The sequence below is a fragment of the Alteromonas sp. AWJ4_197 genome (assembly GCF_056160285.1).
Genome location: NZ_JBSWWW010000002.1, coordinates 322000 through 334352, shown reverse-complemented (window position 1 = coordinate 334352; position 12353 = coordinate 322000). Strand labels below are relative to the sequence as shown.

Here is a 12353-nt window from a genome sequence, read left to right as displayed (position 1 = left end):
CCCGGATACATTCACACAAAACGCTCAACGGGGAAGGGTTTAGTGTTTAAAAAAATCGTCCTGCTGCTGACTGAGCATTGCTTCAATGTCCTCGATATCAGGCATTCCGGGCGGTGTATCAGAATGTTGCTTTGGCCCGGGAATCGCGCGCTCTTCACCAGCCCATTCTCCCAGATCGATAAGCTGGCATTTCTTGGAACAAAAAGGACGATGTTTATTTTCTGCAGACCACTCGACAGATGTGCTGCATACAGGACAGTTAACCTTCACTGAATTCACTCTCTTTCAGGTAAAAAGTATGGCGGCAGTCTAGCAGGCTGCCATAGCAAAAGACACTGTATTCTCCACAGAGGGAGACTGTCCGGCTTCGTTTTCAAACAGCATAAAGCGAATGGCGAAGCGGTATTTATTGCCGCTGAGAGTAGGGTAATACCCCTGATTGGCATCACAGCGAACGCGGATTAATCCGCATTTGTCATCAGCTACACCCTGATAAAAGCCGTTTGTGGCTTCCATGGGTTTAAACGGACCTCTTTCCCGCAGGAACGACAACAGTACCGAAACTGTTTCTTCCAGCAATGCCAGGGATAAAAGCCATTCCTTCATCGATTCCTGAATGTCTTCTTTGGAACGGTTAAGCCAGTAGTGCAAATTGGGTAAGTCAAAACTGCAGGTGCCGCCGGGTATGGAAAATCGCTGCCGGATACCGTTAAGAAATTTATCATCTTTCAGCGCTGTGCCGAATTTGCGTTCCGCTTTTAGCTTTCCTTTCAGGCGTACAATCACTTTTAAGGACTGTTCAAGCGCGTCTGTATCAATATTCGGATATTGGGACCAGTGCACCAGATTGCGTTCATGCACATCAAGATCTTTAATCAGATCCGTACGCAGATCAATCCGGTCCAGCAGATCCATAAGGGTGAATAATTGCTCGAAGAAGTACACATGCAGGGCTTTATTCTGCACTGAGGCACCGGTCTTCAACTGCGCAAGCAGATGCTCGATGCGCAGGTAATTCCTCACTTTTTCTTTAAGCGGAAATTCGTATGTGGTGCTGGTCATGTGGGCCTCTCTGATAAACTGTTAGCACTACAGCGCAAAAGTGCCAAAATATCAAGCCCTAAGGAAAAAACAGCCATTCAGCTACCGGGGGGATTTCTCTGCTGCTTTCAGTAATATTTGATGTAATTGTTCAACCTGAGCGGGTAAAAGTTCAAGCGCACCGTTGTTATCTATAATATGACTGGCCTTAGCCAGCCGGTCATGACGGCTGGCCTGAGATGCCATGATCCCGCGGATAGTTGTCTCGTCACTGCCATCCCGCTTAAGTGCCCGCGTAAGTTGAGTGTCTTCCTCACAGTCAACCACAATCACAGTATCTGCCATTGCATCAAGTCCGTTTTCTATGAGCAGAGGCACCGAAAAAATCACGTAGGGGCTGGTGGCTGCTTCCAGCTGCTTTCGCATTTCTTCCCTGATTGCCGGATGGAGCAGGGCGTTAAGCCACTGTTTTGCCGTTTCATCAGCGAATACCTGTTTACGCAACGCGGCGCGGTTCAAACTGCCGTCTTTTTGTAAAATGTCACGGCCAAAATGACCGGCGATTTTCGCAAGCGCCGGCGTACCGGGTTCAACCACCTGACGGGCAACTACGTCAGCATCGACAATGGTTATGCCGAGCTGCGCAAATAAATCACTGACGGCAGACTTGCCGCTGCCGATCCCGCCGGTTAACCCTGCTACATAAGGATGGCTCATGCACCCGTCACCCAGGCAAGATAACCGTCTATGATCTCTGCCTTGTACAATAATGTGAGATAACCGGCGACGGCGAGATACGGACCAAAGGGGATCGCAAGAGATTTACCGGAGCGCTGAACGATCATCAGTGTGATACCTGCCGCGGCTCCCACCACGGAGGAAAGCAGGATAATAATGGGCAGACCCTGCCATCCGGTAAAGGCGCCTAATGCGGCAAGCAATTTAAAATCGCCGTACCCCATTCCTTCCTTTCCGGTAAGCAATTTAAACAGCCAGTAGACAGACCATAAACTTAAATAGCCCGCAGCAGCACCAATAATGGCATCCACCGGACCTGTAAAGACAGATTGAGTACTTAAGATCAGTCCCAGCCATAGCAATGGCAATGTTAATTGATCCGGCAGCAGCATTTTATCAAGGTCGATAAAGAGCAGCGCAATAAGAATAAAGACTACCAATACCGCCCAGATGCCCTGCGCTGTGGCACCGAAATGCCAGGCTGTAAATGTACACACCAGCGCGGTGAACAGTTCTACCAGCGGATAACGGATTGAAATACCAGCCTTACACCCGGCACATTTCCCGCCCAGCATCAGATAGCTGATCACAGGAATGTTTTCCCATGCCCGGATTTTGTGATGACAGTGGGGGCAGGTGCTGTCCGGTTTTACCAGATTAAAAGGTTCCTGCTCTGCGGGCTGTTCATTTTCGTGAAAGTAACTTTGGTATTCCGCTTTCCAGCTTCTCTCCATCATGATGGGGAGACGGTAGATGACAACGTTTAAAAAACTGCCAACCAGTAAACTGAAAATGAAGATGGTGGTGAGAAACACCGGCAGACTCTGCTGCATTAATGAAATGATGGCGTCCATATAAGCGCTTTATTTTTATCGTGTTCTGATACAACAAGACTGCCCGAAAAGCAGTCCTGTCTCAATGAATAATTAGGGCTAACTATATCAATAGCTGGGTTTTATACTACCTGACCCATCTGGAAGATAGGCAGATACATGGCCACAATCAAACCACCGATGATGACACCCAATACAGCCATAATGATAGGCTCCAACAGGCTGGTTAAACCATCAACCATGTCATCCACTTCTGCTTCATAAATCGAAGCAACTTTTGATAGCATTTCATCTACTGCTCCCGATTCTTCGCCGATAGCAACCATTTGGGTAACCATATCTGGAAATACATTGGTGGCCCGCATGGCAGTATTCATTTGTAACCCTCCCGCTACTTCTTTCTTAATGAATAGAATCGCTTCACGATAGATGGCGTTACCCGAAGCGCCTGCGGCAGAATCAAGGGCACCTATTAAGGGAACACCTGCAGAAAAGGTAGTTGATAAAGTTCGTGCAAATCTTGCCACAGCCGCTTTTTTCAGTATTTCTCCAACCACAGGAGTTTTTAAGATTAGCGCATCCACCTTATCTCGCAAAACGGGCGATTTGCGATGAGCTCTGATAAACAGGAAAACTCCGGCAGCTATACCTGCACCGATAAATATGCCGTAATCCTGAACAAAACGGGAAATAGCAAGGACAAACAAAGTAAACGCCGGGAGCTCAGCTCCGAAACCGTTGAAAATCTCTTCAAACTGGGGGACAACAAATACCAGCAAAATTGTAGTAACGATGAAAGCTACTACAACCACAGCAATAGGATAAAACATAGCCTTTTTGATTTTTGATTTGAGCGCTTCTGCTTTTTCTTTATATGTCGCGATTCGATCGTAGATAGTTTCCAGTGCACCGGATTGCTCACCAGTCTTCACCAGATCACAGTATAAATCATCGAAATAAAGAGGGTGTTTTCTTAAGGCAACTGACAAAGGATTACCGGCTTTAACTTCATCGGTAATTTTACTCAGCATTTTACGCATGGCAGGTTTATCATGGCCATTAGCAATCATTTCCAGTGATTGTATTAAAGTTACACCGGCACTTAACATTGTTGCGATTTGGCGAGATATTACGCAGATGTCTTTAGCATCTATTTTCTTTTCACCACTGAATAGTGGCTTGCTCATCTTCTTAACTTTGTAAGCAGAAATTCCCTGACGTCGTAATAAATTTTTAGCTTCAGCCAATGTTACAGCGCTGATTTCACCTTTGCGATTACTGCCCTGTCGATCTTTTCCTTGCCAAACAAAGGTTTCAGCTGTTTTTGCCATGATCTATTCCTGAAAGTAACTTAATTGGAGCTATACAAAAGTTAGATAGCTGAGCTTTATTAGCAGAGACCTGTTGTCTTACACGTACCAGTTATTGTCCATTGAATTGGGGCACTGATACCGTTTGGAGTCATTATATAAGTAGCACCGTCTACTTCCGCTGTACCAGTTGCGGTAATAATTCCATCGGTGATAGACACAGATGAGATTACACCTGATGCGCCTACTGCTGCTGGTAAGCCGTTTGAACCTGCATCGGCATCGCCAATTGCAGTTATTCCACCACTTTGGACTGCAACTTCATATGCGTTTTTAAATGATGTAGTTGCCATCATCACTTCTGAGAATTTGGCTTTTTTGGTGTAGGTTTGGTATGCAGGTAAGGCTACTGCGGCAAGAATTCCGATAATAGCAACAACAATCATCAACTCAATTAGAGTAAAGCCTTTCTGTTTTTTCGTTTGAAGTATCATCATATTGTATCTCCGGAATTGCGTGTATCCTGTGAACTTGATTCTGGTTTCAATGAGTAAAGTTTATAATTAAAATTTTTACTTATTTCTCGAGATATCTAAGGCTCAGTATAGAACGCGAGACATCGCTTACAAGTATCTGGAACTATACATATGAATAGTTAGGTTATGCTGAGAAATGCCTCTTAAATCCTCGTTCTTCATCTAACGAATCCCCAAGGATAATATGGGAACTACTAATGTCGACTGTTCTTGTGCCCGGACTTTTTAATCATCTGCCGGATAAATCTCGACTGAGAAATATGAGTTATCTACTTATTGTTCAAGGGGAGAGGGAACTTAGATACTGAATCAAAAATACCGTGGCTGTTGAGTTGAACGAAAAGAGCCCGGTAAAACCGGGCTCGTCATATTATGAAATGATTAACATAGACCCGCTGCTTTGCAAGTGCCGCTGATGTCCCACTGAACGGGAGCTGTCACGCCGTTAGGAGTCAGAATGTAGGTCACGCTGTCTACTTCTGCTGTGCCTGTTGCAGTGATTACACCGTCAGTAATAGATACTGATGTAATGACGCCAGAAGCACCTACAGCCGCAGGAAGGCCATTTGAACCTGCATCAGCATCACCGATGGCTGTAATATCACCACTTTGGACTGCAACTTCGTACGCAGTTTTAAAGGCGGTGGTCGCCATCATCACTTCAGAAAACTTCGCTTTCTTGGTGTATGTCTGATACGCTGGCAAAGCAACTGCTGCCAGGATACCGATGATAGCAACAACGATCATCAGTTCGATAAGAGTGAAACCTTTTTGGTTTTGAGCGTTAACATTTTTCATGGTATATCTCCGGGTTTGCGTATAAGCGCTAAATTAAATAATTCATTCAAAGTTACGATTTATACCCGAGTCGTCCTTTTCAACGTCCCCGGTACTTGATGCTCAGTATAGGCGGAGCAAGCCAACTGACAAGTATTCAGAAATATACATATGAATAGGTTCTACAGCAGTGAGGGGATGAGAGTGAATACCTTTAGGGGATAACGGGAATGTATCCACTCTTTTGATTTTTAAGTGAATTTTATCCTTTCATAGCGACACGAAGCGACAGATCGATAGCCTGAACGTGTTTCGTTAATGCCCCTGAAGATATGAAGTCAACCCCTAATTTTCCTAAAGATTGCAATCTTTCTTCCGTAATATTGCCAGACACTTCGAGTTTACTCCGGCCTTTTGTGATGTCGACTGCGCTTTGGATCTGATCGTTTGTAAAGTTATCCAGCATGATGATATCTGCACCGGCATCAAGCGCCTGCTCAAGCTCATCAAGGCTTTCCACTTCCACTTCCACCGGTTTGTCCGGATGATTTTGCTTTGCGATCTGTACAGCCTTCGTAATCGATCCACAGGCAAAAATATGATTCTCCTTGATCAGAAAGGCATCGAATAATCCGATCCGGTGATTCTGACCACCGCCACAGGCGACAGCATACTTCTGGGCAAGACGCAGTCCGGGCAGCGTTTTACGGGTGTCCAGTATCTTCGTCGGATAGCTGTCAAGCAGCGATGCATAGTGATGTGCAACGGTTGCCGTGCCGGAAAGGGTTTGCAGAAAATTCAGCGCAGTGCGCTCAGCGGTGAGAATGCCTCTGGCAGGGCCGGACAGTGAAACCAGCACGTCATTAGCTTTGGCTGCACTCCCGTCTTGTGTATGGATCGTGATATCTATTTGTGGATCGATCAAGTTGAATGCCGCTTCCACCCAGGCCATACCACAAACAATACAATCTTCACGGGTAATAATGGTGGCTGTGGCCTGCGTGGATGCATCAATCAGGTTAGCGGTGATATCTGCACCGGCGTCGGCGATGCCGCCCAGATCTTCAGCCAGTGCTTCTGAGACTTGCTGGCGGATCGCGGCTTGAGAAGGAATAGTCATGCTTACGCTCTGCTTATATTAAAGTGTACGCAATATTAACCATTCTCCGCGCTGAGTAAACTCAAGCTGCTTTAAAACGCTCATTCCGAGTAAAATTTGTTCACCATTCATACCGGGGTTGAGATTCGCACGTACGTTATGAACAGTAATATCGCCAATAGACACACTGTTTAACTCAGTTCTTGCAACGCGAACCACACCGTTGGCGGTTTGTGCCAGTGCACTGCCCGTAGGAATTAAGCCAAGTCTTTCCTGCAGATGTGCGGGAATGGCAACATCTGTTGCGCCGGTATCGATCATAAACTCAACCGGTACGCCATTTATCGTCCCCGCCGTGACGTAATGACCGGCGCGGTTTTGTTTCAGCCGTACTTCCGTCTGATTATCAATGCGCACCGATTCCGGTTCACGATTCGGGTTTTCCTGCCGGTCAAGCAAGTCGCCAAAAACAAATGTCAGCAAGCCCAGCCCGCAAATCCAGGCCAGTATGTACATCCACTTTCCGGCATTATGTTCACTGCTCACCGTTCCCCCGGCTATATATAAGTGTCTAACTTTGAAAGTTATATGTAGGGTTATTCTTGAGTATGGCAATAGCAGATGTCAAACTTAGGCATGACCTGAGATTTTCTGTGCGACCATGGATTTTATCCCCGACAGTCAGTACACACCGTCACCGTTCTATGATGAGCGGCCGGAAGATGCCTGCATTTCATTGCTTGTCATCCATAATATTTCATTACCTGCCGGACAGTACGGTACAGGTGACATCCGCCGGTTGTTCACCGGAACCATTGATATCAATGCACATCCTTCATATGGCGATCTTAAAAACGTAAAAGTATCCGCTCATTGTGTGATTTACCGTGACGGGCAGGTTGAACAGTTTGTGCCGCTGTCGGCAAGAGCCTGGCATGCCGGGCTTTCTGTTTTTCAGGGGCGTAATAAATGTAACGACTACGCCATCGGTATTGAAATGGAAGGTTGCGATAACGAACCTTTCACTGCTGAGCAATATCAGGCATTACAACGGGTGACACAGTTTATTATCGACACCCATCCGGCCATCACCATTGGCAGAATTACCGGACACAGTGATATTGCACCCGGCCGTAAAACCGATCCCGGAGAGTATTTTGACTGGTGCCGGTTACGCACAGGCTTGTCGTTTGAAGCGACAAAGCAGTAGTAACGTTAATTAATATTGTTTAAGTGATAACGGGTCACAGGACCCGGGCATAAAGGAATAATGACGTGATTCTGATAAGTCTTTTACTGGCGCTGGCGTTTGACAGAATGTTCTTGCGGAACCGCTACTGGCAGTCACCGGTTTTTGTTAACTTCTGTTTGCGAAAAATGGGAATAAGCGGCGACGATACACAGGCATCCCGCAAAATCTGGCTGTACCTTCTTATACCGGCGGCGCTTTTAGGGCTGACAGAAACTTACATTTTCGGTGGCTTTCTGACATTTATCGTTCAGACGGCGGTGCTGTTCCTTGCTTTGGGTTGTACTAATTTTCGCCGGATTTATAAGTCATGGCTTCAGGCTGCCCAGCGGGAAGACAGAGAAGCCTGTGATTTGTATGAAAAAGAACTACATCTCGGGTTGCTGGGTAAAGAGGATAATGAACCGGAGCCGGACGACGGCACACGTATGCAGCAGTTACTTTTGCTGGCAAACTTTCGTTATTACGGCGCGGTAATGTTGTTCTTTATATTCTTCGGTGCACCAGGCGCATTGTTCTATATGTTTGTCCGTGAAGCTCACCATTATTACCGCGGCAAACACATGGAGGCAGCGCTGACCACAGGGCAGTTGCTCTTCGCACTGGAATGGTTACCAGCCCGTGCGGTGACATTGGGATTTTTGGTGGTGGGGCATTTCTCCCGCGCCACATCCGTCTGGCTTGAGAAACTGACAAATGTGTCTGAAGGCACGCCGGCTGTACTCTGGTCTGTAGCCCGTCAGGCTGAAATTATTGAAGCCGGAGACGGCGCTACCTGCAGCAGAATGACAGCGTGTGCACACGTTCAGGCAGGAGTAAAACTGGCAAAAAGGAATATTATCTTTATTCTCGTGATCACATCTGTTCTCACCATTACCGGTTGGGTTGCCTGAATCTTAAAGCACGTTAAATCAACTGGATTTGAACAGAAAAGCAACATATCTCGCTCATCAGACCAGATGGTGTTGTAAAAAAATTTCAACAATTTCAATATCTAGCTCGTCTAAAAGGTTAAATGTAAGTTACTTTCGATGGGTGACTATTTACCTCCATTTCGATCTGCCCTAAACTAGATAGGTAAAATGGTATGACCAATGAGTGGGTGGCAAGTAACTTTGTTTACATTATGGCCGCCCCTTTTCATAAGCGAGGAACCGCACAGGTATGCGCCACGGTCGGAAAAAATTATCAGATGTCATCACTGAACAGCTCGAATCAATGATTCTTGATGGCACACTGCTGGCCGGACAACAGCTACCTCCTGAACGCGAACTGGCAACCCAGTTTGATGTTTCCCGTCCTTCGCTCCGTGAAGCAATTGGCAACCTGCAGGCCCGTGGTCTGGTTGAGCGCAAGCAGGGAGGCGGCACCTTTGTCAGCCGTAACCTCAATGCGGCAATGACCGACCCGTTAATGGCGCTTATCAGCCGTCGTCCGGAAACGCAATTCGATTTACTTGAATTTCGTCATGCGCTGGAAGGTATGGCTGCCTATTACGCAGCGCTGCGGGGCCAGCCTGAAGATTATCAGGCACTGCAGGCCGCGCTGGACAACTTGCCGGTACCCGCTCCCGGGGAAAGTAAACGTGCTCTGGCAGAAGCGGTCGGTGAATTTTATATGGTGATGGCGCGCGCCTCCCATAACATGGTGTTGTTACATGTAATGAGCACCATGCAGACCATGCTGGTCGAGAATATTGAACGTAACTTCGAAATGTTTGCCTTACATCAGAATGATGAAATAGACATTAACGCCGAAGTCAGACGTCAGCGTAAGGAAATTCTGGCTGCTATCGCATCCCGCGATCCAGAAGCAGCAAGACAGGCGTGTAACGCCCACCTTGCGTTAATTGAGAAAACGCTTCTGGCGATTAACCAGCGTGACAGCCGAGTGCAACGCGCGTTAAGACGCCTGGAGATTTGAGGCACTGCCTTAGTAATACCTTGCCGGTTTGTAACAGGTAAGAAAAGAAAAACAGTAAGCCGGTAAGGCCTACGTTACGTACAACCTGGTTTTAGTCTTTCCATCCTCCGGTTTTGCCGGCAAGGATGGTTTTCAATATCAGCAACAATAGGATGGCACCATGACTGAAATGATGCACCAAGATGTGGATCCGCAAGAAACACAAGAATGGCTGGAGTCGTTAGAGTCAGTTTTAGAAGAAGATGGCGTTGAAAGAGCCCACTTTTTATTAGAATCACTGATTGAGAAAGCACGCAGAAATGGTGCCCACTTGCCGTACGATGCAACGACGGCATATATCAACACCATTCCTCCCGGACAAGAACCCACCATGCCGGGTGACCAGACTATTGAAGGCAAAATCCGTAACGCGTTGCGTTGGAATGCCCTGATGATGGTTCTGCGCGGTTCTAAGAAAGACTTAGAGCTGGGTGGTCACATTTCAAGCTTTGCATCTTCTGCAATGCTGTACGATGTGGGTTTCAACCACTTCTACCGCGCACCAAATGAAAAAGATGGCGGCGACTTCGTATTCTATCAGGGCCACGTGGCTCCCGGTATTTACAGCCGTGCATACATTGAAGGTCGTCTGACCGAAGAACAACTGGACGGTTTCCGTCAGGAAGTAGACGGCAAAGGTCTGTCTTCTTACCCGCACCCTAAATTAATGCCTGACTTCTGGCAGTTCCCCACTGTATCTATGGGCTTAGGTCCAATGCAGGCCATCTATCTGGCACGTTTCCTCAAGTACCTGACTGACCGTGGTATCAAAGACTGTTCAGAACAGCGCGTATGGTGCTACATGGGTGACGGTGAGTGTGATGAGCCGGAAAGCTTGGGTGCTATCGGTTTGGCTGCCCGCGAAGGCCTGGACAACCTGACTTTCGTTATCAACTGTAACCTGCAGCGTCTTGACGGCCCTGTACGTGGTAACGCAAAAATTATTCAGGAACTGGAAGGTACGTTCCGCGGCGCAGGCTGGGAAGTGATCAAAGTTATCTGGGGTCGCTACTGGGATCCGCTGTTAGCCCGCGATACTTCAGGCAAACTGCTTGATTTGATGAACGAGACTATCGACGGTGAATACCAGAACTGTAAAGCCAAAGGTGGCGCTTACACCCGTGAGAAGTTCTTCGGTAAGTACCCTGAGCTGAAAGAAATGGTTTCTAACATGTCAGATGAAGATATCTGGCGTCTGAACCGTGGTGGTCACGATCCGGTTAAAGTTTATGCGGCATACGATCGTGCAACGAAGACTAAAGGTCGTCCACAGGTAATCCTTGCTAAAACCGTTAAAGGTTACGGTATGGGTGCTTCCGGTGAAGGTAAGAACATTGCCCACCAGGTTAAGAAAATGGACAAAGAAGCGGTTAAGCAGTATCGCGATCGTTTCAACATCCCTGTATCTGACGAAGCATTAGCTGATCTGCCTTACTACAAGTTTGACGAAGACAGCGAAGAGATGAAATACCTGCGCGCCCGTCGTGAAGCCCTGCATGGCTACATGCCGGTTCGTCGTGCTAAAGCAACTGAAGATCTGCCAGCGCCTGCTCTGAAAGCGTTCGACGCTATCACTAAAGGTTCCGGTGACCGTGAAATCTCTACCACTATGGCGTTTGTACGTGTCCTGACTGCGCTGCTTAAAGACAAGCAAATCGGTAAGCGTATCGTACCTATCATCCCTGATGAGGCCCGTACGTTTGGTATGGAAGGTCTGTTCCGTCAGGTAGGTATCTACTCTTCACAAGGTCAGAAATACGAGCCACAGGATTCTGATCAGGTTGCTTATTACCGTGAAGACAAGAAAGGTCAGGTACTGCAGGAAGGTATCAACGAACTGGGAGCGATGGCATCGTGGTTAGCAGCGGGTACGTCTTACAGCACCAACGATCTGCCAATGGTTCCGTTCTATATCTACTACTCAATGTTTGGTTTCCAACGTGTTGGCGACCTGGCGTGGGCAGCCGGTGATTCACGTACCCGTGGTTTCCTGGTTGGTGGTACTGCTGGTCGTACAACGCTGAACGGCGAAGGTCTGCAGCACCAGGACGGTCACTCTCATACTCAGGCGGCATTAATCCCGAACTGTGTGAGCTACGACCCGACTTACGGTTACGAAGTTGCTGTTATCGTACAAGACGGTTTACGTCGCATGCTGGAAGATCAGGAAGACGTGTTCTACTACCTGACAGTCATGAACGAAAACTACAAGCAGCCTGAAATGCCTAAGGGCGTTGAAGAAGGTATCGTTAAAGGTATCTACAAGCTGGACACTGTGGGCAGCAGCGATAAGAAAGTGAAACTACTGAGCTCCGGTACCATCCTTGAGCAAGTGCGTGAAGCTGCTGCGAAACTGGCGTCTGACTACGGCGTAGAAGCAGAAGTTTACAGCGTAACGTCGTTCAACGAACTGGCCCGCGATGGTCAGGATTGTGACCGTCACAACATGCTGCACCCTGAAGCGACAGCGAAAGTACCTTACATCACTGAAGTACTCAGCGAAGGTAACGATGGCCCGACTATCACTGCAACTGACTACATCAAGAACTACGGCGAGCAGGTACGTGATTTCGTACCGGGCGCATACCGTGTACTGGGTACTGATGGTTTCGGTCGTTCTGACAGCCGCGCGAATCTGCGTCGTCACTTCGAAGTTGACGCTGCATACGTGACTTACGCTGCGCTGTACGAACTGTACAAGGCAGGTTCTGTTGATGCCAAGACGCTGTCTAAAGCAATGACGGATCTGGGTATTGATGCTGAGAAAGTTAACCCACTTTACGCATAAGCTAAGGGAGACTAACGAAC

13 protein-coding genes are annotated in these 12353 nt (G+C 47.5%); 4 read left to right on the top strand and 9 right to left on the bottom strand.

Annotation, left to right across the window (positions count from 1 at the left end; genetic code table 11):
- Positions 1 to 39: 39 nt before the first annotated feature.
- The 9 genes from yacG to ACXAGC_RS04870 form a co-directional block, all read right to left on the bottom strand.
- The gene (yacG, locus tag ACXAGC_RS04910) at positions 40 to 270 is read right to left on the bottom strand and encodes a DNA gyrase inhibitor YacG (RefSeq protein WP_119503448.1); all 231 of its coding nucleotides are present in this window, start codon (positions 268 to 270) and stop codon (positions 40 to 42) included.
- Positions 271 to 309: 39 nt separating this feature from the next.
- The gene (zapD, locus tag ACXAGC_RS04905; protein ID WP_474842903.1) at positions 310 to 1062 is read right to left on the bottom strand and encodes a cell division protein ZapD; all 753 of its coding nucleotides are present in this window, start codon (positions 1060 to 1062) and stop codon (positions 310 to 312) included.
- A gap of 81 nt (positions 1063 to 1143) precedes the next feature.
- Entirely contained in the window at positions 1144 to 1758 is a 615-nt protein-coding gene (gene coaE / locus ACXAGC_RS04900) for a dephospho-CoA kinase (RefSeq protein ID WP_474842902.1), read from the bottom strand.
- Entirely contained in the window at positions 1755 to 2633 is an 879-nt protein-coding gene (locus ACXAGC_RS04895; RefSeq protein WP_474842900.1) for a prepilin peptidase, read from the bottom strand. The genes coaE and ACXAGC_RS04895 overlap by 4 nt, the downstream gene beginning before the upstream one ends.
- 101 nt (positions 2634 to 2734) lie before the next feature.
- Entirely contained in the window at positions 2735 to 3943 is a 1209-nt protein-coding gene (locus ACXAGC_RS04890; protein WP_474842898.1) for a type II secretion system F family protein, read from the bottom strand.
- A 59-nt stretch (positions 3944 to 4002) separates the two neighbouring features.
- Positions 4003 to 4419 (bottom strand): pilin, encoded by a 417-nt coding sequence (locus ACXAGC_RS04885; protein ID WP_474842896.1) that lies wholly within the window; start codon positions 4417 to 4419, stop codon positions 4003 to 4005.
- Between the two features lie 420 nt (positions 4420 to 4839).
- Positions 4840 to 5256: a pilin gene (locus tag ACXAGC_RS04880; protein ID WP_474842894.1), complete on the bottom strand. Its 417-nt coding sequence runs from the start codon at positions 5254 to 5256 to the stop codon at positions 4840 to 4842.
- A gap of 241 nt (positions 5257 to 5497) precedes the next feature.
- A complete protein-coding gene (gene nadC / locus ACXAGC_RS04875) occupies positions 5498 to 6355 on the bottom strand; it encodes a carboxylating nicotinate-nucleotide diphosphorylase (RefSeq protein WP_474842892.1) in 858 nt (285 codons plus the stop codon).
- An 18-nt stretch (positions 6356 to 6373) separates the two neighbouring features.
- The gene (locus ACXAGC_RS04870) at positions 6374 to 6850 is read right to left on the bottom strand and encodes a retropepsin-like aspartic protease family protein (protein WP_474843456.1); all 477 of its coding nucleotides are present in this window, start codon (positions 6848 to 6850) and stop codon (positions 6374 to 6376) included.
- Between the two features lie 145 nt (positions 6851 to 6995).
- On the opposite strand from ACXAGC_RS04870, the gene ampD reads away from it, so the two are divergent.
- The 4 genes from ampD to aceE all read left to right on the top strand — a co-directional run bounded on the left by ampD (position 6996) and on the right by aceE (position 12333).
- Positions 6996 to 7544 carry a 1,6-anhydro-N-acetylmuramyl-L-alanine amidase AmpD gene (gene ampD / locus ACXAGC_RS04865; protein ID WP_474842890.1) on the top strand — a complete coding sequence of 183 codons (549 nt, stop codon included), beginning with the start codon at positions 6996 to 6998 and terminating at the stop codon, positions 7542 to 7544.
- A gap of 65 nt (positions 7545 to 7609) precedes the next feature.
- On the top strand, positions 7610 to 8476 hold the full coding sequence (ampE, locus tag ACXAGC_RS04860; protein WP_474842888.1) for a regulatory signaling modulator protein AmpE: 867 nt from the start codon (positions 7610 to 7612) through the stop codon (positions 8474 to 8476).
- A 271-nt stretch (positions 8477 to 8747) separates the two neighbouring features.
- Positions 8748 to 9506: a GntR family transcriptional regulator gene (locus ACXAGC_RS04855; RefSeq protein ID WP_119502156.1), complete on the top strand. Its 759-nt coding sequence runs from the start codon at positions 8748 to 8750 to the stop codon at positions 9504 to 9506.
- Between the two features lie 160 nt (positions 9507 to 9666).
- Positions 9667 to 12333, top strand: coding sequence for a pyruvate dehydrogenase (acetyl-transferring), homodimeric type (gene aceE, locus ACXAGC_RS04850; RefSeq protein ID WP_474842886.1), 2667 nt, complete (start codon positions 9667 to 9669; stop codon positions 12331 to 12333).
- Positions 12334 to 12353: the final 20 nt, after the last annotated feature.